This window comes from Pseudomonas huaxiensis, from assembly GCF_003231275.1.
In the GTDB taxonomy this organism is placed as follows: domain Bacteria; phylum Pseudomonadota; class Gammaproteobacteria; order Pseudomonadales; family Pseudomonadaceae; genus Aquipseudomonas; species Aquipseudomonas huaxiensis.
In genome coordinates, this window is record NZ_QKVL01000009.1 from 75470 (window position 1) to 99432 (window position 23963).

22 protein-coding genes and 2 pseudogenes are annotated in these 23963 nt (G+C 64.5%); 10 read left to right on the forward strand and 14 right to left on the reverse strand.

Annotation, left to right across the window (positions count from 1 at the left end; all coding sequences use genetic code 11):
- Positions 1-13: 13 nt before the first annotated feature.
- The 8 genes from DM374_RS12860 to DM374_RS12895 all read right to left on the reverse strand — a co-directional run bounded on the left by DM374_RS12860 (position 14) and on the right by DM374_RS12895 (position 7359).
- Positions 14-1249, reverse strand: coding sequence for an AAA family ATPase (locus DM374_RS12860; RefSeq protein ID WP_110970164.1), 1236 nt, complete (start codon positions 1247-1249; stop codon positions 14-16).
- 13 nt (positions 1250-1262) lie between these two features.
- On the reverse strand, positions 1263-1907 hold the full coding sequence (locus DM374_RS12865) for a CpaD family pilus assembly lipoprotein (RefSeq protein ID WP_110970165.1): 645 nt from the start codon (positions 1905-1907) through the stop codon (positions 1263-1265).
- Positions 1908-1924: 17 nt separating this feature from the next.
- A complete protein-coding gene (locus DM374_RS12870) occupies positions 1925-3433 on the reverse strand; it encodes a type II and III secretion system protein family protein (RefSeq protein WP_110970166.1) in 1509 nt (502 codons plus the stop codon).
- A 66-nt stretch (positions 3434-3499) separates the two neighbouring features.
- Complete coding sequence (cpaB, locus tag DM374_RS12875) at positions 3500-4408, reverse strand: Flp pilus assembly protein CpaB (protein WP_110970167.1); 909 nt, start codon at positions 4406-4408, stop codon at positions 3500-3502.
- A 14-nt stretch (positions 4409-4422) separates the two neighbouring features.
- Positions 4423-4980 carry an A24 family peptidase gene (locus DM374_RS12880; RefSeq protein ID WP_110970168.1) on the reverse strand — a complete coding sequence of 186 codons (558 nt, stop codon included), beginning with the start codon at positions 4978-4980 and terminating at the stop codon, positions 4423-4425.
- 18 nt (positions 4981-4998) lie between these two features.
- On the reverse strand, positions 4999-5196 hold the full coding sequence (locus DM374_RS12885; protein ID WP_095158855.1) for a Flp family type IVb pilin: 198 nt from the start codon (positions 5194-5196) through the stop codon (positions 4999-5001).
- A 107-nt stretch (positions 5197-5303) separates the two neighbouring features.
- Positions 5304-6707 carry a sensor histidine kinase gene (locus DM374_RS12890; RefSeq protein WP_110970169.1) on the reverse strand — a complete coding sequence of 468 codons (1404 nt, stop codon included), beginning with the start codon at positions 6705-6707 and terminating at the stop codon, positions 5304-5306.
- Positions 6694-7359, reverse strand: coding sequence for a response regulator transcription factor (locus DM374_RS12895; protein ID WP_110970170.1), 666 nt, complete (start codon positions 7357-7359; stop codon positions 6694-6696). Before DM374_RS12895 ends, DM374_RS12890 begins: the two co-directional genes overlap by 14 nt.
- A 293-nt stretch (positions 7360-7652) precedes the next feature.
- Here DM374_RS12895 and DM374_RS12900 point away from each other — a divergent pair, with 293 nt between their 5' ends.
- The 5 genes and pseudogenes from DM374_RS12900 to DM374_RS34320 all read left to right on the forward strand — a co-directional run.
- Positions 7653-8660 carry an AraC family transcriptional regulator gene (locus DM374_RS12900; protein WP_110970171.1) on the forward strand — a complete coding sequence of 336 codons (1008 nt, stop codon included), beginning with the start codon at positions 7653-7655 and terminating at the stop codon, positions 8658-8660.
- Positions 8661-8822: 162 nt separating this feature from the next.
- Entirely contained in the window at positions 8823-9569 is a 747-nt protein-coding gene (locus tag DM374_RS12910; RefSeq protein WP_157969690.1) for a hypothetical protein, read from the forward strand.
- 14 nt (positions 9570-9583) lie between these two features.
- On the forward strand, positions 9584-9835 hold the full coding sequence (locus tag DM374_RS12915; RefSeq protein ID WP_110970174.1) for a hypothetical protein: 252 nt from the start codon (positions 9584-9586) through the stop codon (positions 9833-9835).
- A 288-nt stretch (positions 9836-10123) separates the two neighbouring features.
- Positions 10124-10759: pseudogene (locus DM374_RS34315) on the forward strand (cache domain-containing protein); the annotation flags it as partial.
- A gap of 276 nt (positions 10760-11035) precedes the next feature.
- Positions 11036-11629, forward strand: a pseudogene (locus DM374_RS34320) (methyl-accepting chemotaxis protein); the annotation flags it as partial.
- Positions 11630-11685: 56 nt separating this feature from the next.
- On the opposite strand, the gene DM374_RS12925 reads toward DM374_RS34320, so the two are convergent.
- The 4 genes from DM374_RS12925 to DM374_RS12940 form a co-directional block, all read right to left on the reverse strand.
- A complete protein-coding gene (locus DM374_RS12925) occupies positions 11686-12552 on the reverse strand; it encodes an isocitrate lyase/PEP mutase family protein (protein WP_110970176.1) in 867 nt (288 codons plus the stop codon).
- A 71-nt stretch (positions 12553-12623) separates the two neighbouring features.
- A complete protein-coding gene (gene ttdB, locus DM374_RS12930) occupies positions 12624-13232 on the reverse strand; it encodes a L(+)-tartrate dehydratase subunit beta (protein ID WP_110970177.1) in 609 nt (202 codons plus the stop codon).
- Positions 13229-14128: a L(+)-tartrate dehydratase subunit alpha gene (gene ttdA / locus DM374_RS12935; protein WP_110970178.1), complete on the reverse strand. Its 900-nt coding sequence runs from the start codon at positions 14126-14128 to the stop codon at positions 13229-13231. Before ttdA ends, ttdB begins: the two co-directional genes overlap by 4 nt.
- 48 nt (positions 14129-14176) lie before the next feature.
- Positions 14177-15514, reverse strand: coding sequence for a dicarboxylate/amino acid:cation symporter (locus DM374_RS12940; protein WP_110970179.1), 1338 nt, complete (start codon positions 15512-15514; stop codon positions 14177-14179).
- Positions 15515-15708: 194 nt separating this feature from the next.
- Here DM374_RS12940 and DM374_RS12945 point away from each other — a divergent pair, with 194 nt between their 5' ends.
- Positions 15709-16635 carry a LysR family transcriptional regulator gene (locus DM374_RS12945; RefSeq protein WP_110970180.1) on the forward strand — a complete coding sequence of 309 codons (927 nt, stop codon included), beginning with the start codon at positions 15709-15711 and terminating at the stop codon, positions 16633-16635.
- A 140-nt stretch (positions 16636-16775) separates the two neighbouring features.
- Positions 16776-17684 carry a LysR family transcriptional regulator gene (locus tag DM374_RS12950; RefSeq protein ID WP_110970181.1) on the forward strand — a complete coding sequence of 303 codons (909 nt, stop codon included), beginning with the start codon at positions 16776-16778 and terminating at the stop codon, positions 17682-17684.
- An 83-nt stretch (positions 17685-17767) separates the two neighbouring features.
- Here the strand turns inward: DM374_RS12950 and DM374_RS12955 are convergent, their stop codons facing one another.
- Positions 17768-18178, reverse strand: a complete 411-nt coding sequence (locus tag DM374_RS12955) for a RidA family protein (protein WP_110970182.1) — start codon at positions 18176-18178, stop codon at positions 17768-17770.
- The gene (locus tag DM374_RS12960; protein WP_110970264.1) at positions 18178-19497 is read right to left on the reverse strand and encodes a flavin-containing monooxygenase; all 1320 of its coding nucleotides are present in this window, start codon (positions 19495-19497) and stop codon (positions 18178-18180) included. The genes DM374_RS12955 and DM374_RS12960 overlap by 1 nt, the downstream gene beginning before the upstream one ends.
- Before the next feature lie 282 nt (positions 19498-19779).
- Here DM374_RS12960 and DM374_RS12965 point away from each other — a divergent pair, with 282 nt between their 5' ends.
- The 3 genes from DM374_RS12965 (at position 19780) to DM374_RS12975 (ending at position 23856) form a co-directional block, all read left to right on the forward strand.
- Positions 19780-20457, forward strand: a complete 678-nt coding sequence (locus DM374_RS12965; protein WP_110970183.1) for a DUF1028 domain-containing protein — start codon at positions 19780-19782, stop codon at positions 20455-20457.
- A complete protein-coding gene (gene argE, locus DM374_RS12970) occupies positions 20450-21613 on the forward strand; it encodes an acetylornithine deacetylase (RefSeq protein WP_110970184.1) in 1164 nt (387 codons plus the stop codon). Before DM374_RS12965 ends, argE begins: the two co-directional genes overlap by 8 nt.
- 341 nt (positions 21614-21954) lie before the next feature.
- Complete coding sequence (locus DM374_RS12975) at positions 21955-23856, forward strand: potassium transporter Kup (protein WP_157969691.1); 1902 nt, start codon at positions 21955-21957, stop codon at positions 23854-23856.
- The last annotated feature ends 107 nt before the right edge of the window (positions 23857-23963 follow it).

Here is a 23963-nt window from a genome sequence, read left to right on the forward strand (position 1 = left end):
CCGGTTCCTCGCTTCAGGCGGCGCGACGGCCGCGGCCCAGGGCCTGGCGCAGACGCAGGATCAGGTTGCCGCTGGCTGCCGGGACGCTGCTCGGAACTCGTCCGCAGGCGAGGTCGGCGAGGTCCAGCAGTGCCTGTTGCAAGGCCGGGGCGCGGGCGGTTTGCAGCGGGCCGGCGAGCAGGCTGTCGGCGATCACGCTGCCGGCGTGGGGCAGGATCAGGTCCACTTTGTGCCCGACAAAGTCTTCGAACTGCTGGCGCTCCACCAGGTCCAGGTGACCCGGTCGTACCGGGTTACCTACCAGCAGCAGGCGCTGACCATTGCTCTCGTCGCCGATCTCGCGCAGCAGGCGCAGGCAGTTGCGTGCGTCCTGCACGCTGAAGTCGCACAGCAGGATGCGCGTGTCGGCATGCTCAAGTACCTCCAGGGCGCCGTGGCAGCGGCCGCTGGGCAAATCCCAGATCACCTGGTTGAACAGTTGGCAGAGGCTGGCGCCGAGGTTGAGCAGGTGTTCGCCGCTGAAACCGTCGGTGGCGCGCAGGTCGGGTTGCTGGCCGAGCAAATAGAGGCGTTCGTCGATCCGCGCCAGGGCCCGTTCGAGGAAACGCGAGTCGATCTGCGCGGTGCCGAGCGCCGCAGCGAGGCCGGCGTCGCCGTCATGCCCGAGGAGCAGGGCCTGGTCGCCGCGACCGCGGTCGAAGTCCACCACGGCGCTGCTGCTGTGACGCTGGCTGGCGAGCAACTGGCCAATGCCGGCGACCACGGTGCTGGTGCCGCGGCCACCGCTGACGCCGGTGATGGCGATGGTGCGGCCGGTGCGGCTGCCGGGGTGCTGGCTGTCATGCGGATCGCGGGCGCGGCGCAGGGTGTTGGCGAACTGGTCGAGGGGCACCGGTTTGCACAGGTAGTCCTGTACGCCGTTGTGCAGCAACGCACGGTAGAGGTTCAGGTCGTGGGTGCTGCCGAGGGCGATAAGGCGGCAGTCCGGCGGGCAGACCTGGGCCAGTTCGGCCACCGCTTGCAGCGGCGAGGCCTGGCCGTCGAGATCAACCACCAGCACTTCAGGCGCCGCGTGCTCGCGGCAGCCTTCCAGGGCGGCGGCGAATCCGCCGGCGCGGGCCAGTTGCGCCGGCAGGCCGAGGCGTTGCAGGTACTGGCCGAACAGTTCGGCGTCGGCGGCAGTGGCGGCGTACAGCAGCACCGGTTGCACGTCGTTGCCGGGCGGGGTGACTCGCGTGGTGTCGTTCATGGCTCGCTCCCGGTCAGTCCTTGTTGAAGTTGATGTCCAGCAGTTCCACGGTCTCGTGGCGCTGGTAACGCTCGACGGCGTTCACCGCGGCGACGCCGTCGGCGCCTTCGAGGCTTTGCGCGCGGTTGAGGTCGCGCGGGTCGGCGACCATGCGGGCGATGTTGGCGCGGTTGGCGCAGCCCAGGTCGCCGATGGCGCGGTACGGCTTGACCGCCGAACGGCTCGGGTCGCTGATGGTGCAATCGGGGATCTGCGCCACCAGCGCTTCGGACACCACTTGCAGGTCGGCACCCTGGGCTTTGTCCAGCTGGGTCGGGGCGACGATCACCTGGCGGGCGCCGAGCTGGGTCAGCACCTCGCTCAGGCGTTTGGCGACCTGCTCGCCAACCGGTGTGGACGGGCGCAAGGTCAGGGTCTGCTGGCTGAGGCGGCCCTGGCGGGCGAGCAGGGTGTTGAGGTCGGCCAGCGACTCGCGGCTCATGCCGCCACCGGCGGTGGCGGTGAGGTGCGCGACCATCGCCGACGGCACGGCACGGATCGGTGCCTGCGGGCTTTGTGGGGCGTAGGGGGCGATACGCTGGTTGTTGACGTTGCGGTCGCAGGCGCCCAGCAACAGCGCGAGGGACAGGGCGACGAACAGGGGTTTGGCGGCGTGCATGCGAAGTGCTCCGAAACTTAGTACAGGTAGCCGGCGGAAGCCTGGGCAGGCAGTTGCGCATCCAGGGAGCGCAGGCCTCGGCCCGGGGTTTGCAACTCGCCCGCAGTGGTGGGCTCGACGACGTAGGCGGTGGCGATGATCACCAGCTCCGTGTCGGCCTGGCTGGAGGTGTGGGTCTCGAACATGCGGCCAAGGCCGGGGATGCTGCTCAGGCCGGGAACGCCGCTGACCTGCTGGGCGCTGTTGCTGCGCAGCATGCCGGCGAGGGCGAAGCTCTGGCCGCTGGCCAGTTCCACCGTGGTGTCGGCGCGGCGCACCTTGAACGCGGGGATCACGTTGCCTTGCAGCTCCACCGCGCCTTCGTCGGACAGGTCGCTGACCTCCGGGGCCACGTGCAGGCTGATGCGGTTGGGCGAGAGCAGGGTGGGGGTCATGCGCATGATCACGCCGTACTGCTTGTACTCGATGGTGATGTTGTTGTTGGTGGTGATGACGATCGGCACCTCGCCACCGGCGGCGAAACCCGCCGTCTCGCCGGACATGGCGGTCAGGTTGGGTTCGGCCAGCACCGTGGCCAGGCCGTCCTGGGACAGGGCGGTGAGCAGGCCGGAAACGGTGGTCGAGCCATAGCGGTGGAAGCCGCCGGCTACCGCGTTGGTAGCCGTGCCGCCGGTAAATGCGCCGGTGGTGGCGTCGAACAGACTGCGGGCGTTGCGGAAGAAGTAGTTGCCGTCCTTGAGGGTCGCTTCCCAGTTCAGGCCCAGCTCGGAGCTGAGGCTGCGCGAGACTTCGACGATACGCACACTGAGGTTGACCTGGGCCGACAGCTCGACCTTGAGCTGGTTGATCACCCGTGGTCCGTCGCTGCCGGCGGCGCCGCCACCGTTGGGGCTGCTGCTGGGCGAGCCGAGGTAGGCTTCGACCGCGCTGATCACCTGGCGCGCCTGCTGCGGCGTGCGGACATTGCCGCGCACCACCAGGCCCTTGGCCGAGGACGGGCCGAACTCGACCTTGGCTCCCGGTACTTCGGCGCTGATCTGCTTGCTCAGGGCATCCAGGTCGTAGTCGGCGATCACCCGGATCGCGGCGATCACCTGGTCCTGTGCATCCAGGGCGTAGAGCGTGGTGGCGCCGGCGCTTTCGGCGAACACGAAGACGCTGCCGGGAGTCGGCACCTGATAGCTGGCGATCTTCGGATCGGCCACCAGCACTTTGCTCGCCGCCTTGGGCAGTTGCAGCAACCGGCCCTGTTTGAGCAGCAGGTGCAGGTCGCGGGTTTCGCGAACTTCAGTCAGGGTTGCCGGCAGGCGTGGCGCGGCGACTTTGGGCGCCGGCGCGACAGGGTATTCGGCCTCGCTGGCGTAGGCTTCGGTGTCCACCGGCTGGGCCACTTCTTCATATTGCGGCGGCAGTTGCAGCGGCGGGTCGAGCACCACGACCTCGGCGCGCAGCGGCAGGGCGCAGAACAAACCGAGGCCCAGCGCGCAGGACAGCGACAGGGGGGAGCAGGCAGGGGCGAACTTCATCGTCAGGAATTCCGGAAAGGCCAGTCAATGCCCGGGGTGCGGGCACGGTCGGGAGGGGCGGGCGCCTCAGTGGATGGGCAGCACGATCTCGGTGGTGCCGCCGCGATAGAGCATGACCGGGGGCGCGGCCTTGGCCGGGTAGAGGTCGGTGGTCTGGGCCAGGCGGGTAACCTCGCGGCTGCCGCTGCGGGGCAGGCTGTCGCTCTCTTCGCGGTTGCTGCGCAAGGCCAGTTGCAATACGCCGATTTCCTTGCTCAGGGACAGGCGCTCGGCCTGGCGCGGCGTGACTTCGACGGTGACGCTGTCGAAGTACGGGTGTTCTTCTTTCTTGCCTGGCGTGGCCGGGGTCTTGGCGCGGTCGTTGCGCTGGGTCAGGTCACGGGCGCTGCGGTTCAGTGCCAGTACGCGGACGTTGCGCAGCAGGGTCTGGGCTGCGTACGGCGGCGGGAAGATTGGCGCGCCAACGGATTCGCGGCCTTCGAGGGCTTCCTTGTTCAGCGCCAGGATGATGTCGACGCGGTCACCCGGTGCCACCAGGCCCTGGCCGGCAGCGACTGCCGACGTGGGCAGGGTCAGGGCGCGCATGCCCGGGGTCAGCGCGGTGGCCAGGAAGCCCGCCTCGCCGGGACGCACCAGGGCGTTGGCGAACACCGGCTGGCCCTCGGCGACGGTGCGCCGCACAGTGGCGCCGACCACCAGGCCGAGGTCGTCCTGGCCACGCAGGTAAACCTGTTCGGCCGGCAGTTCGGCCTCGGTTTCCTGCCAGCGCACAAGGCTGCTGTCGATGAACTGGCCGGGCTTGAGTTCACGGGTAGCGACCAGCACCGCCAGTTTGCTCACGGAGACGGGGGCGGCTTCAGGGGCCTTGGCTGCGACGGGCGCGGCGGGCGGTGCGAGCAAGACGCGCGCCAGCAGGGCAGCGCCGCCAGCCAGGGTCAAAGCGCCTGCCAGCAGGAGGACGGAAGGGGTTTTCATGGTTCAACCGGTCGTCAGGAGTGAATGGGAAACAGCAGGGTGTAGAAGCTGCCGGTCGCGATGGCCAGGCCGTAGGGCAGGCCTTGCGGGCGGTCGCTGGTGAGTACCGTGGGCGTGGCGATGGCCAGCACCGGGAAGCGTGCGCCGAGGCGTTGCCAGAGCAACGCGACGATCTGTTCCAGTGGCGTCAGCAGCGGCATGGCCAGGGCGAGGATGCCGCCGGCCAGGGCCGTGACGATCAGGAACGCCATCTGGTTGCCGCTGCTCCACAGGCACAGCACGGTCATCAACTTGACGTCGCCGGCGCCGACCTGGCCCAGGTTGAACAGCATGAAACCCACCGCCAGTACCAGCGCCGCGCCGAACAGTGCGCTGCCGGTCTGGTTCAGCAGCGCCTGGCCGGAGAGTCCGGCCCAGGGCCCGAGGCCGAGCACCGCGAACAGCGGCAAGGCGCACCAGACCAGCAGCAACAGCACCACCAGCAGGTTGTGGATGCGGCGATAGAGCAGGTCCGAGCAGATCACCCAGCACAGTGCGGGGAGCAGGACGATAAGGGCGTAAGTGCTGTTCATCTGGACTGGCTGGCCGGCTTACTGCGCGGCGCCGCCCTTGTCGCCGTTGATCTGGTTGCCGATGGCGGCGAAGCGATCCTTGAGCGCTTTGATGAACACCCCGTCCTCGCCAAAGATGATGCCGATGGCCGCGGCCATGGCGGCAGCGAGGATGCCATACTCGATGGCGGTCACACCGCTTTCGTCGTTGAGGAAGGCACGGATGCGTGGGGTCATGAACAGTCTCCGGGAACAGGGTTGGGGGGAGGAAAGCCCCCGGCGGGGCGTGGCGATATTAAGATTTATTCTCAATTGGCGAGCAAGGCGACAACCATTAAGAATGCTTAACGAACCTCGCCCGCCGGGCCGAGGCGCTGACGGCGCACGCACAGGGTGGCGATCAGGCCGGGGCGGTTGTCGCCCAGGCGCAGTTCGCCGCCGTGCAGCTCGGCGATGGCCCGCACCAGGGTCAGGCCGAGGCCGTGGCCGGGGGTTTCGGCGCTTTCGCCGAGGCGCTGAAAACGCTCCATCGCCCGCTCGCTCTGAGCGGCGGCGATGCCGGCGCCGTGGTCGCGCACCTGCAGTTCGCCATGGCCGTTGCGCGACTGCGCGCGCAGGGTGATCGGCAGCCCCGGTGGCGCGTACTTGAGCGCGTTGTCGATCAGGTTGGCGAGGGCCTGGAACAGCAAGGCGCGGTCACCGTAAAGCTGACAGTCACGGGCCACGTCCAGGCGCAGCGGACAGCCGCGTTGCTCGGCCAGGGGCTGGTAGTAATCGGTGACGTCGTGCAGCAACTCGTATACGTCGATGGTCTGGAAGTGGCAGGTCATGCGCCCGGTTTCCACCTCGGCGATCCGCATCACCGCGCGGAACAGGTTCTGGATCCGCTCGCTGTCCTGCACCGCGCAAAGCAACTCTTCGCGGGCCGGGCCTTCGAGCATTTCACTGGCGGTGAGCAGGCGACTTTGCAGACGGGTCAGCGGTGTGCGCAGCTCATGGGCGATATGGCTGGTGATGTGCTTGACCTCGTCCATCAGCTTGTTGATCCGCAACAGGCCGTGGTTGATCTCCATGCCCAACTGGTCGAATTCGTCGCCTTGCTGGGTGGTCGGCGCGCGGGCGGTGTAGTCGCCGTTGGCGTAGCGCACCAGCGCATCGCGGATGCGGTTGATGCGGTAGAGGTTGTGCAGGCCGAAGGGCAGGGCGGTGATCAAAATCGACAACAGCAACAGCAGCAACCCGGCGCCGGTGGCCAGCGGGATGATCCGCGTGCGCTCCAGCATCGGCCGCAGGTCGAAGGCGCTGAAGTACTGACCGCCATCTGGTAGCGGAATCGACAACCCGAGAATTTCCGCGGTGTAGCCGTTGCGGGTGGTGAGGGTCATGTGGTGCCAGCGCGGCTTGCCGGTGACCGGGCGGCTGGTGTCGGGCAGGTAATCGGGGTTGCCCAGCAGCAGTCGACCGTGGCGGTCGATGACCACCGCCTGGTGTTCCTTGCGCACCTCCAGTGACTGGCGATGCTGCAGCGACCAGGCCAACTGCGCGGCATCGTCGAAGCGACCTTGCAACTGCCCGCTGCGCACCTCGTTGAGGATCATGTCGCGCACATGGCTGCGCATCACGACCTCCAGCAACTGGTTGCTCAGCACGATGGAGATCAGCGAGAACAACAGGCAGATGAAGGCGATGGTGGTGGCTTGGCGCAGGCTGCTGGTGGCGAGGAGTGGGCGAAAGCTAGCCCAGGACATAGCCGATCGCCCTTACCGTCTTGATCAGCGGGTGCTCGAAGCCTTTTTCCAGCTTGGTGCGCAACTTGGACAGGTGCACGTCGATGAGGTTGGTCTGTGGATCGAAGTTGTAGCCCCAGATCTTCTCCAGCAGCATGCCGCGGGTTACCACTTGCCCGGCGTGTTCAGCCAGCACCTGGAGCAGCTTGAATTCCTTGTCGGTGAGGTCGATGGCTTTTTCGCCGCGCTGTACCCGGCGGCTGGCGAGGTCGATGCGCAGGTCCTGAATCTGCAGGATCTCGCTCGGCACCTGGCGCTGGTGACGCCGCGCCAGCAGTTCCAGGCGCAGCAGCAGCTCGTTGAAGTCGAAGGGCTTGCCCAGGTAGTCGTCGGCGCCGGCCCGCAGGCCCTCGACGCGGTCGCTGCTCTGGTCGTTGGCTGACAGGATCAGGATCGGCGGACGATTCTGGCCGTGCAGCCGTTGCAGCACTTCGATGCCGTCCATCTTTGGCAGGATCCGGTCGAGAATCACCACATCGAAGACCTCGTTGCCGATCATCTGCAAGGCACATTCGCCGTTGTCGATCAGCCGGCAGTTATGCCCGCACGCATGCAGCTTGCAACCAAGCCAATGGCTGACCGAAGGGTCGTCCTCTACTACTAATACCCGCATTCACCGCTCCTTCACTGGAGATTCGCGTTTGTTCTATCAGCCTGCTGACTCATCGTTCAGTTAAGAATTATTAAGATTAGATACTGAGAATCATTACCAATAATTGTATGACAACTAATTCCACTTTGGAATCGATTGATGGCATTTGCCTATCAGCCTGAAACCCGCATCAGGGAAAGCCTTACTCCATTTACGGTCTTCCAGTAAGCAGTACTTGGCCGGGTAAAATGAGCCACTTTGCTGTCAGATGACCGACCTTAATCTGGTAGACCAACTTCTTGCGTGGGCCTTTCATGCACACCCTTTCGCGAACTTTCGCCGGCGCGATTCTTGCCGCGCTCGGTGAGTCTGATCCCGCTGTGGCAGCGCTTTGCCGGCGCCTTGGCGAGCCGCTGCTGGCGGCGTCCGGGCCGACGTTTATTTCACTCGCTTCGCTTACCACGTTGTTCGAGCAGGCCAGTTCCCTGAGCGGCGACCCGGACATCGGCCTGCGTGCCTTCCACCACGCCCATCCGGCCAACCTCGGGCCGTTGGGCTATGCGCTGATGTCCAGTCCGACGATCGGCAGCGTATTGACGGCCATGGCCGAGTTTCACCACCTGATTGGCACCGGCTTCTGCCTGTTCATCGAGGAGCGGGTCGAGGGCGTGCGTCTGGTGGGTGTCGTGACCGACCCCGAGCAGCCGCCGTTGTCGCGAGTGTTCATCGATGCCATAGCGGCCATCACCCTCGGCTTGTTGTGCTGGCTGGTGCCGGGGCGGGCGATTCGGCCGTTACGGGCGGAACTGAGCTACCCGCGACCGGCCGACACCCGCGCCATCGAAGCGCTCTACGGTGCTGAAATCCACTACGGCGCGGCGCAGAACGCGTTGCTGTTCAGTCACGCTGATGTCCAGCTCGCGGTGGCCACCCACGACCCGGCGCTGCACGCGGTGCACAGCCAGTACCTGGCTCAGTGGCAGCGGCAACTGGATAGCGATGCCTTCAGCCTGCGGGCCCGGCGCGTGATCAGCGAATACTTCGCCCAAGGCCGGCCGGTGACCCTGGCGGGTGTGGCCGAGGGCCTGGGGCTGAGCCAGCACCAGCTCAGTCGCGGCCTCGAAAGCGAAGGCCACGGCTTTTTACGACTGGTCGATGAAGTGCGCCTGCGCGACAGCCACAACCTGCTGCGCAGCAGCACCCTGAGCTTCAAGCAGATCGCCTACCAGGTGGGTTTCCGTCATCAGAGTGCGTTCAACAAGGCCTGTGAGCGGTGGTTCGGGATGGGGCCGGGGCGGTATCGGGACGAGGGCAGCAGCTAGTTTCCTTTATCCATGCAGCCCTTTCATTTATCCCTCGGCCGGCACGGGGTTAAAGCTCGCCGCGAAAGTACGGACAATAGCCCGCACACGTTTGCGCCCCCGCCGAGGTCTCCCATCTCCATTCCACGCTTTGTCCTCCTGCTTGCCCTGTCCGCCGTAGCCTTGAGTGCGCCGCAGGTGATTGTGTTCGGCAAGACGGCGGGCTTGTGTGTGTTGTTGCTGATGCTGGCTTGCTGGCAGACGGCGCGGCTCCGCACGGCGCGGCGTGAGGTGGAAAGGCTGCGCCAAACCCTGTCCGCGCTGCATCACGATACGTTGCTGTTGGCACAGTTGGCTGCGCGCCTCAACGTCCTCACTGACGGTTGCGACATCGCTTTGCAACAACAGCAGCGCAAGCTTGAACACACCGCACCGGCCTTCGCCCGGATCAAGGCGCAAGCTCTGAAACTGGCCGGCACGGCGCAGCAGGTCGGCAACGAATCACGCCAGTCGTTGCGCCTGGCGCGCAAGGGCCAGGCCGGGCTCAGTGCGATGCTGATGGCGTTCCGTTCAATGGACAAATCGGCGAGCGGTGCCGAAGCCGAGGGCGCGATGATGGTGCAGGACGTCCGGGCGCTGGCCCGGGAAAGCCGCGATCAGACCTACAGTGCCAACCTCGCCCTGGCCGGGATCAGCGATGCGGCGAGCAGCATCAGCCAGTGCGGCACGCTGATTGCTCGCGATTGCGAGGCCCAGGGGCGCGCGGCTGATGAGCTTGAGGGTGCCCTGGCAACTATCGAACAACTCGCGCAGACCTCGGCCTGGCGCTCACGCCAGGTCAGCGCCGCCAGCCATGAGCTGGCGCGCAAGGCCGCACGGCTGGAAACACGATTGAAGGCTTGTCCACGGCCCGAGGGCCTCCACGCGTAGTGCCGGAGGTAAGAGTGATCCTGTTCAAAGCGCTGATACGTCGTTATCACGACCTGATGAAATGTGTCGCCCAGCGGCCCGAGCCGGTGGATGCCGAGTCCGCCAAGCCACTGCTGGAGGCCCTGGAGCAACTGGCAGCCGAAGCCGAGCGGCTGGAGGCGCGGTTGCGCGTGCTCAGCGAGAATCGTCAGCGCCTGCGAACTCCCCAGCCGCACCTGCGGCTGGTCTGGCCGCCGAAGGACGATCAGGACAAAGCCAACGGTTGATTGCTAGCGTTTGAATACTGTTATGAATGTAAATCGATTTGTTGATTAGCAAATTCGCTAATCCTTTTCTATTTTTCTCGTTTCTTGTGAATGCATTGGTGTATGTTTGCGGCCGCAGGCCATACCTCTGCCATTACTCTTACAAGAACGAGGCATTTCATGTCCGGGTTGAGAAAACTCCGCATCAGTACGCGTGTCACCCTGTTGGTTGCGTGTATTTCCCTGTTTGTCTTGTGCCTGAGCGGCTGGCTGGGGCTGACCCTGCAGCGCACCTTGCTCAGCGAAAAAATGGCCGGCGTCGGTACCGCACTGAACACCGCCTCGAATATTCTCGGCCACTACCAGCGCCAGGCCAGCGAAGGTCATCTGAGCACGGAAGAAGCACAACGCCAGGCGCTGCAGGCGGTGAGCACCATCCGCTATCTCGGCGACAACTACCTGCTGGTCCTCGACCTCGACCACCGCATGCTCATGCACCCGACCGCGCCGACGCTGGTGGGCAAGCAACTGGCGGACTTCAAGGACGTCAACGGCAAGCTGTTTTCCCGCGAGATGATCGACAAGGCGCGCACCCTCGGCCGCGGCACGGTGGAGTACTGGTTCCCGCGAGCCAATGGCGCCCAGGCCGAGTTCAAGGTCTCGGAAGTGTTGCTGTTCAAGCCTTGGGGTTGGGTGTTGGCCAGCGGCATCCATCCGCAGGACGTGCGTGACGAAGTCAACCAGGTGCTGCGCGTGCCGGCCTTTATCGTCGGCCTTGCCCTGCTGGCCATCGGCTTGTTCGCCTGGTTACTGATCCGCAGCATCACCCGGCCGCTGAACGACACCGTCGATGCCCTGGCCCGCGCCACCCAAGGCCACACCGACCTGACCCTGCGCCTGCCGGTGGACGGCAATGACGAACTGAGCCAGGTGTCGCGCAGCTTCAACAGCCTGGTCCTGGCGGCCCATGACGTCACCGCCAGTGTGGTCGACGCCAGCCAGGCCATCGCCAAGGCCAGTGACGACCTCGGCCGCATCACCCGCACTGCCCAGGACAACATGGCCGCCCAGCAACAGGAAACCGACAGCGTGGTCGCGGCCATGACCCAGATGGTCTGCACCGTGCAGGAAGTGGCGCAGAACGCCAGCGTCGCCGCCCGTGCCACCGAAGAAGCCGAGCGTCACGCCAGCGAGGGGCGTGGCACGGTGGACGAAACCGTCAGCGCCATTGGCGTACTGGCTGACGGCCTGAATGACAGCCGCCGTGTGGTGGACCAGTTGGCCGCCGATTCCGGCAGCGTTGGCCAGGTGCTGGAAGTCATCTCGGCCATTGCCGAACAGACCAACCTGCTGGCGCTCAATGCTGCCATCGAAGCCGCCCGCGCGGGCGAGCACGGGCGTGGCTTCGCCGTGGTCGCGGACGAAGTGCGCAGCCTGGCCATGCGTACCCAGAAATCGACCCTGGAAATCCAGCAAATCATCACCCGGGTCCAGGCGGGCGCCAGCGAAGCGGCGGGCCAGATCGGCACCAACGTCGCCGCCGCGCAGCACCCGGTGCAGGCTTCGGCTCGTGCCGGGCAGGCGCTGGAGCGCATTACCGTGTCGGCGGCGACGGTCAGCCAGATGGCCTTCCAGATCGCCAGTGCGTCAGAGGAACAAGCGGCCACGGCGGACGAAATCAACCGCAGCATTACCCGCATTCACGATGCCGCCTCCACCGGCACCCAGACCCTGCGCCAGACGGGGGAGGCGTGTGAGGGGTTGAAGCGGGTGTCGCGGCAGTTGCAGGAGCAGGTGGCGAAGGTGGTGATTTGAGGTAGAGGGTGGGTGACAGATTTTGTGGGGCCCTTGAAATCACCCCTCAATACGGCTCAGGCAATCACCCCCATATACTCGCGCGCCAACCCCAGGTATTCCTCTGCGCCGCTGTACCGCGCCACCAGTTCCGAAGGCTTGAGTACGGTGTCGGTGGCCAGTCCGCGCTGCGCGCGAAGGGTGTCGTAGGTGGCCTTGATCGCGGCGAAGCAGGCGGCGTGTCCGTCCACGACGATGCGCACACCGAGGCGGGCCACGCGCTGTTCATCCCACTGCTGGACGGTGCCATAGCTCACCAGCATCAACGGTACCCGCAAACCGTCGGCGATGGCTTCAAGGTGCTCAAAATCCCGCACGCCCATCAGGCAGATACCATCGGCGCCCGCGTCCTGGTAGGCGCGGGTCCTCTGGACCACCTGTTTCAGCGATTGTGCACCGGCATGGGTACGGGCGATCAGAGCCAGCCCGGAGTCTTTGCGGGCACGTTGCGCGGCGCGGAGTTTGCCAATGGCTTCCTCGACGCTGATCAACTCCGATAACGGCTCTTCGAAACGTGCCGGCAGCAGGGTGTCCTCCAGTGTGAGGGCGGCGACACCGGCACGTTCCAGTTCTGCCACGCAGCGCATGACGTTGAGGGCGTTGCCGTAGCCATGGTCGGCATCGGCGATCACCGGCAGGCGCGCGACGCGCCCGATTCGGGTGGCCTGTTCGACAAATTCACTCAGGGTGAGCAAAGCGATGTCCGGGGCACCGAGGACGTGCAGTGAAGCGACCGAGCCACCGAGGATGCCGACCTCAAAGCCAAGATCGGCGGCGATGCGGGCGGACAGCGGGTCAAAGACGGAGGCGGTGCGAAAGCTCATGTGGCCGGCGAGCAGGCCACGAAAGCGCTCGCGCAGTTCAAGGGGACTGGCGTTGTGCATGGCGATCTCGGGTGGTTGCGTTGTTCAAAAGACGCCCGGCCAGGCTGCGTGGGCCATGACCGGGCGGGGGATCACTTGATGAAGCGCACCTGGCTGTTGATCTTCTCGATCACTGAGCCCTTGCGTTCGTTGAAGCGTGCCTTGTTCTGCTCGAACAGGTTGTTGCCTTTGGTGTCGATGGAGATGATCAGCGGGCCGAACTCACGCACGCGGTTGACCCAGAGGGTTTCCGGCATGCCGAGGTCTTGCCATTCGGCCCGTTCGATTTCTTCGACCTGGGTCGCCGCCAGTACCGCGCAGCCACCGGGGAACACCGCATGCACCGCCTTGTTTTCAAGGCAACCGGTGGTGGTTTCCGGGCCCATGCCACCCTTGCCGACAATCAGCTTCACGCCCGTCTGTTCGATGAATTCCTTCTCGAACTTCTCCATGCGCATGCTGGTGGTCGGGCCAATGGAAACCATCTCGAAGCTGCCGTCGTCCTTCTTCCGGACGATGGGGCCGGCGTGGAAGATTGCCCCGCCGCGCAAGTCCACCGGCAGTTCGCGCTTGAGTTCGATCAGGCGCCGGTGCGCCACGTCGCGGCAGGTCACCAGTTGGCCGGTGAGGTAGACCACGTCTCCGACATTGAGAGAGGCCAGGTCTTCGTCCTTGATTGGGGTATTGAGGATCTTTTTCACAGGACTACTCCTTCGTGGGACAGGATGTCGTAGGACAGGTCGGCATTGATGCGGATCTTGCCGCGGCGATGGGCCCAGCAGCCGGTGGACACCGCCACGCCGATGGTCGAGGGGTGGCGCGCCGAGGACTCGATGTTCACGCCCATAACGCTGCTGTTGCCGGTCAGGCCCTGCGGGCCAATGCCGATTTCGTTGAGGCCGTCTTCCAGCAGGCGCTCCATCAGCGCGGCGTTGGCGTTGGGATGGCTGGAGTCCACCGGGCGCAGGATGGCCCGCTTGGACAGGCGTGCTGCGGTTTCCACCGAGGTCGATACGCCGACACCAACCAGCAGGGGAGGACAGGCGTTGACGCCGCGGGAAGTGATCACGTCGAAGACGAACTCGGTCACGCCTTCGTAGCCTTGGCCGGGCATCAATACCTTGGCCGAACCGGGCAGGGTGCAGCCGCCACCCGCCATGTATACGTCGACAATGGCGTAGTCGGCGTCGGGGATGATTTCCCAGTCCAGCCACGGGATTTTCGAGCCGGTGTTGGTGCCGGTGTTTTTCTCGTCGAACGTCTCTACCGCGTTATGCCGCAGCGGGCCCTTGATAGTGGCCTCCAGCGTGGCGTTCTGCATGATCCCTTCCAGCTCGCCGAGCAGCGGGAAACGCGCGCCGGCGGCGATGAAGTATTGAATCACCCCGGTGTCCTGGCAGCTCGGACGGTCGAGCTTGTCGGCGTACTCCTGGTTCTCGGCCATCGAGTCGTACACGGCGATGGCCAGCGGGTTGGTTTCCGCGGCGCGCAGCTTGGCGGTTTTCTCTTTCACGTCTTTGGGCAGGCGCTTGCCGATGTAGGCGGTGAATTTCGCCATGGTGTCGGTGAGCGACTCAACTGCTGCTTCTTTATCCACTTTTGTTCTCCTTACTGCATCACAAGGCGGGTTTCCGGGCAGCGGCGTTCATGCGCCGCTGACGGTGGTTGCCGATTTCACGGTCTGATTCAACGCGGGGGATTCTTCTTTCTGGCACTGCTGAACCGGCTCGGCCTGGCCGTCCAGCATGCGGTTCATGCGTTCGGTATCGAGGGCGCCAACCCATTTGGCGATGGCCATGGTTCCGACGGCGTTGCCGATGGTGTTGGTGATGGCGCGGGCTTCCGACATGAAGCGGTCCACGCCCAGCAACAGGACCATGCCGGCCACCGGAATGCTGCCGAGGGAGGCGAGGGTGGCGGCCAGGGTGATGAAGCCGGAGCCGGTCACCCCTGCCGAGCCCTTGGAGGTCAGCAACAACACGCCGAGGACGATCAACTGGTCGGTCAGGCTCAGCGGCGTGTTGGTGGCCTGGGCAATGAAGATGGCGGCCATGGTGTAGTAGATGCACTGGCCATCGGGGTTGAAGGTCAGGCCGGACGGGATCACCAGGCCCACCACCGGCTTGGACACGCCGACGTTTTCCAGCTTGCCCATCAATTGCGGCACCACCGATTCCGACGAACTGGTGCCAAGCACGGTGAACAGCTCTTCCTTCAGGTACTTGAGGAACTTCCACAGGCTGAAGCCGGACAGCCGGGCGACGAAGCCGAGGACGATGGTCACGAACAGGAAGCAGGTGACGTACATCGTTGCCATCAGCTTGCCGAGCGAGACGATCGAGCCCAGCCCGTACTTGCCGACGGTGAACGCCATCGCGCCGCAGGCCGCCAGTGGCGCGACCCGCATCACCATGCCGACGATATGGAACATGCCGTGGGAGAACGACTCCAGCACATCGACTACCGGCTTGCCGCGCGGGCCGAGGTGCGCCAGGGCGATACCGAGCAGGGTCGAGAACAGCAGGATCGGCAGGATCTCGTTCTTGGCGAAGGCGTCGGTCACGCTGGCGGGAATGATATGCAGCAGGAAGTCGGTGAAGCTGCCAGAGCCGGCAGACGCGGCCGAGGTGTAGCTGGCGATACTCTTGGTATCGAGGGTCGCCGGGTCGATGTTCATGCCTTGGCCGGGCTGAACCAGGTTGACCACCACCAGCCCCAGCACCAGGGCGAAGGTGGACAACACCTCGAAATAGATCAGTGCGCGTGCACCGACCCGGCCCAGTTCCTTCATGTTCTCCATCTTGGCGATGCCGAGCACCACCGTGGCGAAAATGATCGGTGCGAACACCATCTTGATCAGTTTGATAAAGGCATCGCCCAGAGGCTTGAGGTCAACGCCGACTTCGGGCCAGAACACACCGAGCGCAATGCCGATGGTCACGCCGATCAGAACCTGGACATACAGCTTTCCTAAGAATCGCATGGCCGTTTTTCTCCGCTTTATTGTTGTGAGTCGGATTTTTTTGTTGGCGGCCGGGCTGTCCGTCGGCGGCGAGGCATTGCCACCGGGAGGAGAGCCCAGATTTCGTGTGGGTAATCACGGGAGGCAAAGTTAAAGGTTTTTCTGAAATGTGGTAATACAATGAAATTAACTACATTGTTTACCTGAGGTTACTAATGAGTCCGGTCTCGGAATTGGCGTTTTTCGTCCAGCTGGTGCGCCTGGGCAGCCTTGCGGCCACGGCGCGAGAGCTCAACCTGACCCCGCCGGCGGTATCCAAGCGTCTGGCCCAATTGGAGCAGCGCCTGGGTGTGCGCCTGCTCAACCGCACCACCCGTAGCATCAGCCTCACCGCCGAAGGTGAGCTGTACCTGGTCAATGCCCAGCGCATCCTCGGCGAGATCGAGGAAATGGAGCAGCAAGTCTCCAGTAGCCGCGCCGAGCCCAAGGGGCTGTTGCGGGTCAACGCGCCACTGGGTTTCGGCCGCACCCATGTCGGGCCGGCGATTTCTTCGTTCGTCAGGCGTCACCCAGAGGTCGAGGTGCAACTGCAACTGACCGACCGGCCGATCAACCTGCCGGACGACGCCACCGACGTTGCCATTCGCTTTGGCGAGTTGCCCGACTCACGGCTGATCGCCCGCAAGATCGCCAGCAACCGCCGCCGCCTGTGCGCCACGCCGGCCTATCTGGAGCGTCATGGCCACCCCGAAACACCGAAGGACCTGACGCGGCACAGTTGCATTGTCTTGCGCCAGAACGACCTGGCCTTCGGCGCCTGGCGTTTCAGTCGCGGCAAGCAGTCGGAGTCGGTCAAGGTGCACGGTGGGCTTAGCACCAACGACGGTGAAGTGGCATTGAAATGGGCGCTGGACGGTCACGGCATCCTCATGCGCGCCGAGTGGAACCTGGCGCGCTACCTGCGCTCCGGGGAACTGGTTGAAGTTTTGGGCGACTACGAGACCCCGCCGGCGGATATCTACGCCGTGTATCTGGAGCGCTTGAACCTGTCAGCCAAGGTGTCGTTGTTTATCGAGCACCTGCGTGAGTTCTTCCGGCGCAACGCCGACGGCCCCGAAGACAGCCTGTCGGCCTGGCAATGACCCAAGGAAAAATATCTTCCAAGGGTAGGAAAAACCTATCCTGGCGGCCAAGCTGTCATCCCACGTCTACGGTAAGGTGACAGCTTCATCGACCCACCTTGCTGCGGGACGGAGCCGGCAGCCGGCCAGGAGAGGTTCACGTGGCTTCCTACACCCTGCGACAACTCAAGTACTTCGTCACCACGGTCGAGGCCGGTAGCGTTGCCGAGGCCTCACGTCAGCTCTACATTGCGCAGCCGTCGATTTCGACGGCGATCAAGAGCCTGGAAGAAAGCTTCGGCGTGCAACTGTTCATTCGCCACCACGCCCAGGGCGTGTCCCTGACGCCCAGCGGCAAGCGCTTCTACAGCAAGACCAAATTGCTCTTGCAGATGGCCCGCGAGTTCGAACAGAACGCCCTGGCCGACAACGACACCGTGGCCGGTCAAATCGATATCGGTGTGTTCGAGACGGTCGCGCCGCTGTACTTGCCGCGGCTGATCGCCGGTTTTCGCCAGCGCTATCCGGGCGTGGATATCCGCATGCGCGACGGCGAGCAACAGGAACTGATTCAGGGTCTGACCTCGGGCGCCTTTGACCTCGCGTTTCTCTACGATCACTACCTCGACAACACCATCGAAACCGAGCCGCTGATGCCGCCGCAGAAACCCTATGTGTTGCTGCCGCAGAAGCACCGTTTCGCCAGCCAGAGCCAGGTCTCGTTGCGTGACCTGTGCCCGGAACCGATGATCCTGCTGGACGTGGCGCCGAGCCGTACGTATTTCGTCAGCCTGTTCAACGACCTGGGCCTGACGCCGAATATCGTTTTCAGCTCGCCGTCGATCGAGATGGTGCGCGGCATGGTGGGGCAGGGGTTCGGGTTCTCGCTGCTGGTAACCCGGCCGAGTTCCGAATGCACCTATGACGGGCAGAAAGTGGTGGCGGTGGAGATTGCCGAACCGGTGGAAATGTCCGGGCTGGTGACCGCCAGGCTGAAGCGGATGCAGTTGACCCGGCCGGCGCAGTTGTTTGTGGATTTCTGCCGAGAAGAGTTGGCGCGGTTGGGCTGATGGATGCTTTGTGGTCCATCGCGAGCAAGCTCGCTCCTACAGTTCACAGCACGCACTGTAGGAGCGAGCTTGCTCGCGATGAATTACTCCGGAATTACTGCGATTACGTCAATCTCCATCAGCCACTCCGCCTGCGCCAATCCCGCCACTACCAGTCCGGTGGAAATCGGGAACACGCCCTTCAGCCATTTTCCCACTTCCCGGTAGACCGGCTCGCGGAAGCGCGGGTCGGTGATGTAGGTGGTGGTCTTGACGATATGCGACAGGTCCGAGCCCGCTTCTTCAAGCAGTTGCTTGACGTTCTTCATCGCCTGTTCGGCTTGCGCTTGAGGGTCGCCGAGGCCCACCAGGCGGCCTTCGAAGTCGGTGCCGACCTGGCCGCGGACATAGACGGTGTTGCCGGCCCGCACGGCCTGGCACAGGTCATTGTCCAGGGTCTGGTTGGGGTAGGTTTCCTTGGTGTTGAACATGCGCACGCGGGTGTGAGTAGGCATCAGTTGACTCCCATGAGGTCGGCTTTGGCAGTGGAGGATTCGCTGGTTTCAGGGGCCTGGCGCTGGTCGCGGTCGCGGTAGGCCAGGTAGGTGCGTTGGGTGGCGATGTGTCCGGCGACATGCTTGGCGTCGTGCCACACGCCCCAGATGAACGATGAACCGCGACGCGACAGCCATGGCAGGCCGACGAAGTACACGCCCGGCTCGGCGGACACGCCGCGCTGGTGCTTCGGCTTGCCGTTGGCGTCGAAGGCATCCACTTTCAGCCAGTTGAAATCGACGGCGTAACCGGTAGCCCAGATGATCGAGGTGACGCCGGCGACGGCCAGGTCCAGTTCGAGAGTCGGCGCCGTCACGCACTCGGGGTCGGCCAGGCGGCGACGGGCCTCCGGCTCCAGTGGCAAATCCAGGCCGTTGCGCTCGACGTAGGCGTCGGCGGCATCCAGCAGGGCCAGGTAGTTTTCATCGCCACGGCGGATGTTGTCGGCCAGGTTGTCTTCGAAGTACGCGACGCCGTTGTCGAACGAGCGAGTCAGGCCGACCAGATTCATGCCTTGGTGGGCGAGGGCGCGGAAGTCCACGGTGTGGCCACCGCGGGCACCGCTGACGGCGATGGTCACGTGCTCGCGGCCGGGCTTGGCGATCTCCGCGTCCCATTCGCCCAGCACACCCAGCCACCAGCAGAAATCACGATTGCGGTAGCTGCGCGGCGGCCGGTCGTGAGCGCCGACGGAGAGGTAGACCTTGCGCCCGGCGCGCATCAGTTCGTCGGCGATCTGTACGCCGGAAGAGCCGGCGCCCACCACCAGCACGGCACCTTCGGGCAACTGCTGCGGATTGAAGTAGGCGGCGGAATGGATCTGGTGCAGGCCGGCGTCTTTCGGCGCGATCGGCGGAATCACCGGCCGCTGGAACGGCCCGGTGGCGGCGACCACACGGTTGGCGCGGATCACGCCTTCGCTGGTGTCGATGGTGAAGCCTGGACGGTCGGCGTTGCGCACCACGGATTTGACCTCCACGCCGGTGCGGATCGGCAGGTCGTACTTGCGCACATAGGCTTCGAAGTAGTCAGCGACCTGGTCCTTGCCGGCGAAGGCGTCCGGGTCGAGGTCGAATTCCAGGCCGGGAAAGCGGTCGTGCCAGACCGGACCGTTGGCGACCAGCGAGTCCCAGCGGCCGCTGCGCCAGGCTTCGGCGATACGGTTGCGCTCCAGCACCAGGTGCGGCACGCCGAGTTTGCTCAGGTGTTCGCTCATGGCCACGCCGGCCTGTCCGGCGCCGACGACGAGGGTGTCGATTTCGAGGTTGTTCAAAGTCATGTCCATGCCCTGTTTGGTAGGCGTTGTTGTTCGGGACGGTCGTGGGGCCGTCGTTGCCTGGAGCCAGACTAGGGACGGGCGGTTTTTCGCGAAAATAGTAATTAGCGAGGGATTGCCGACAAAAAAGCGAAGGCCCGGCGCGACGGGCCTTGCGGCGGGCTAGACAGGTTTTTCCTATGCCCGAAGCATATTTTTAATCGTTTTCCTGTTGCCGGACGTCCCGCACCATCTGCTCGAACAGCCGCAACCAGTGGCCGCGCGGGCGGCCCTCAAGGAGCACACATGACCTTTTCCATCATCGGACGCTGCGCAGAGTCCGGGCAGCTCGGCATCGCCATCAGTTCTTCCAGCATCGCCGTCGGCGCGCGTTGCCCGTGGGTACGCGCGGGCGTGGGTGCGGTGTCGACGCAGAACATCACCCTGCCGGCCCTCGGTCCACAGATACTCGATCTGCTGGAGGGCCAGCAACTCGCGCCGGGCATTGCCCTGGAACGGGTGCTGGGGACCAACGGCTGGAGCGAATATCGCCAGGTCACGGTGATCGACAGCAATGGCCAGGTGGCGCTGTTCACCGGCCAGGAAGCCCTCGGTGTGCACAACGCGGTGGCCGGCGAGCAGTGCGCGGCGGCGGGTAATTTGCTGACCAGTCGCGAGGTGATCGAGGCCATGGTGGCGGCCTTCGAAAACAGCCACGGCCTGCTCGCCGACCGCCTGCTGGCGGCCATGCACGCGGCGATGGCAGCGGGTGGCGAGGCTGGGCCGGTGCATTCGGCGGCGCTGAAAGTGGCGGGCGAACTGACCTGGCCGCTGGTGGACCTGCGGGTGGACTGGGCTGATGAAGACCCGATCGGCCAGCTCGACGCCCTCTGGCAGGCATACCGGCCACAGATGCAGGATTACGTCACCCGCGCCCTCGACCCCACCGCCGCGCCCAGCTACGGAGTGCCCGGCGATGAGTGACACCCGCAGCCGTGAGCTGTTGGGCCGGCTGATCGGTTTCGCCACGGTCAGCCGGGAGTCCAACCTCGAATTGATCACGTTCATCCGTGATTACCTGGCCGGGCATGGCGTGGACAGCGAGCTGTTCCATAACGCCGAAGGTACCAAGGCCAATCTGTTCGCCACCCTCGGTCCGCAGGGTCGGGGTGGCGTCGTGCTGTCCGGGCATACCGATGTGGTGCCGGTGGACGGCCAGGCCTGGACCCTTGATCCGTTCGCCATGACTGAACGCGAGGGTCGCCTTTATGGCCGCGGCGCCGCCGACATGAAGGGCTTTATCGCCTCGGTGCTGGCGGCGGTGCCGGCGTTTCTTGCCGAGCCGTTGCAGATACCCGTGCACCTGGCGTTTTCCTATGACGAAGAAGTCGGCTGCCTGGGTGTGCGTTCCATGCTCGCGGCACTGGAACAGCGTCCGCACAAGCCAATCATGTGCCTGATCGGCGAACCCACTGAACTCAAGCCGGTGCTGGGTCACAAGGGCAAGCTGGCGATGCGTTGCCAGGTGCAGGGCGCGGCTTGCCATTCGGCTTACGCGCCTTACGGGGTGAATGCCATCGAGTACGCGGCGCGCCTGATTGGCAAGCTCGGTGAGATCGGTGATCGACTGGCCCGTCCTGAACAGCATGACGCGCGTTTCGATCCGCCGTTTTCCACGGTGCAGACCGGCGTGATCAAGGGCGGCAGGGCGTTGAATATCGTCCCGGCGGAGTGCGAATTCGATTTTGAAGTGCGTGCTTTGCCGGGCTTCGATGCACAGACTGTGGCCGATGAATTGGGCGCTTACGCTGAAACGGAACTGTTGCCGAAGATGCGCGCCGTGCAGGTGGAGACGTCGGTACGGTTGCAGCCGCTGAGCGCCTATCCGGGGCTGGCGACGCCGGCTGACAGTGAAGCGGCGCGGGTATTGGCGCTGCTCAGCGGCTCCAGTGAGTTTGGCACTGTGGCGTTTGGCACTGAAGGCGGGTTGTTCGATCAGGCGGGAATTCCTACGGTGGTCTGTGGTCCGGGGAGCATGGATCAGGGGCACAAGCCGGATGAGTTCGTCAGCCTGGAGCAACTGCAAGGGTGTGATGCGATGTTGATGAGGCTGGTGGAGTATTTGCGACAGCCTGCTTGAGAGATAAAGCGCCGCTTGCGGCTCATGCCAGTCAGTTAAACCAGTTGGGGCCGCTTTGCGGCCCTTCGCGACGGTTCGGCGTCCCGACAGGCTCGCACCCACAACCTGCATCTTGGCTAGATCCTGTGGGAGCGAGCTTGCTCGCCAAGGGTTCATGATTGAGCTGTGGGAACTGGCCTGTCACACCAGCGTAAAGCCCCGAATTTTTACGCGTTTTTTACGCCCCGCCCCAACGCATAAAACGATACTGAGCGCGTTTTTTTCCGCCCCCGGACGCCTCCGGTGAACTACACCAGCTCATGAAGGGCCCGCGTCAGCCCCTCAACCCAGAGAAATCACCCGTGAGTGAAGCACTGACCGTTGCAGAACCCTCCCATCACGCCAAAACCTCCGGCATCGGCATGCTGATCGCCGCTGCCGGCGTGGTGTATGGCGATATTGGCACCAGCCCCTTGTACACGCTCAAGGAGGTGTTCTCCGGCCACTACGGCGTTCAGCCCAGCCACGACGGTGTGCTGGGGATCCTGTCACTGGTGTTCTGGTCGCTGATCTGGGTGGTTTCGATCAAATACGTGCTGTTCATCCTGCGCGCCGACAACCAGGGCGAAGGCGGAATCATGGCCTTGACCGCCCTGGCTCGGCGGGCCGCCGCACCCTTTCCGAGAATGAGCAGGGCGCTGGTGCTCCTCGGCCTGTTCGGCGCAGCGCTGTTTTACGGCGACAGCATGATCACCCCGGCGATTTCGGTGCTGTCTGCGGTTGAGGGCCTGCAACTGGCCTTCGACGGCATTGACCATTGGGTCGTGCCGTTATCGGTGATCGTGCTGGTGGCGTTGTTCCTGATCCAGAAACACGGCACCGCGCGCATCGGTATCCTGTTCGGTCCGGTGATGGTGGTGTGGTTTGTGGTGCTGGGCGCACTGGGACTCTACGGCATCGTGCAGCGCCCGGAGGTGCTGCTGGCGCTCAACCCCGCCTGGGCCGTGCAGTTTTTCGTGGTGCATCCGGGCATTGGCGTCGCGATCCTCGGTGCGGTGGTGCTGGCGCTGACCGGCGCGGAAGCCCTGTACGCCGACATGGGCCACTTCGGTCGCAAGCCGATTGCCCGGGCCTGGTTCAGCCTGGTGCTGCCGGGTCTTGTCCTCAACTACTTTGGCCAGGGCGCGCTGATCCTCGATAACCCGGAAGCCGTACGCAACCCGTTCTACCTGCTGGCCCCCGGCTGGGCGCTGCTGCCGATGGTCGCGCTTTCCACCCTGGCGACGATCATTGCGTCCCAGGCGGTCATTTCAGGCGCCTTTTCCCTGACCCGTCAGGCCATCCAGCTGGGCTACGTCCCGCGCATGTTCATCCAGCACACCTCCAGCCAGGAGCAGGGGCAGATTTACATCGGCACGGTGAACTGGGCGTTGATGGTCGGCGTGGTGCTGCTGGTGATCGGCTTCGAATCTTCCAGTGCCCTGGCCGCAGCCTACGGCGTGGCGGTCACCGGCACCATGCTGATCACCACCATCCTTTCGTCCGCCGTGGTGCTGCTGTTGTGGAAAAAACCACGCTGGCTGGCCGTGCCGCTGCTGCTGGGTTTCCTGTTGGTGGACAGCCTGTATTTCTCGGCTAACGCGCCGAAGATCGTCCAGGGTGGCGCCTTCCCGGTGATCGCCGGGATAGGCCTGTTCATCCTGATGACCACCTGGAAGCGCGGACGCAAGATCATCGTCGAGCGCCTGGACGAAACCGCGCTGCCACTTCCACTGTTCATCAGCAGCCTGCAGGCGCAGCCGCCGCACCGGGTGCAGGGCACGGCGGTGTTCCTCACCGCGAGGACCGACGCGGTACCCCACGCCTTGCTGCATAACCTGCTGCACAACCAGGTCATGCATGAGCAGGTGGTGCTGCTCACCGTCGTGTTCGAGGACCGTCCACGCGTCAACCCCGCCAAACGTTTCGACGTCGAGGCGTATGGCGAGGGCTTCTACCGGGTCAACCTGCACTTCGGCTTCATGGAAGAGCCCGACGTGCCATTGGCCTTGAGCCAATGCCCGCGCACCGACCTGGATTTCAGCCACATGCGCACCACCTACTTCCTGAGCCGCGAGACCGTCATCCCGACCAGCCGCATTGGCATGGCGAAGTGGCGCGAGCACCTGTTCGCCTTCCTGCTCAAGAATGCCAACAGCAACCTCAAGTACTTCAAGCTGCCGTTGAACCGGGTGATCGAACTGGGCACGCAGGTGGAGATATAAGGCGAGCGCGCAGGCCGATGAGGCTGCCGGGCTGCTGAGAGCGAGTGCCGCCCGCGCGGCCCCTCTCGGCGCGATCAGGCCATTACCGTCCGTCGCCCCCCCGACTG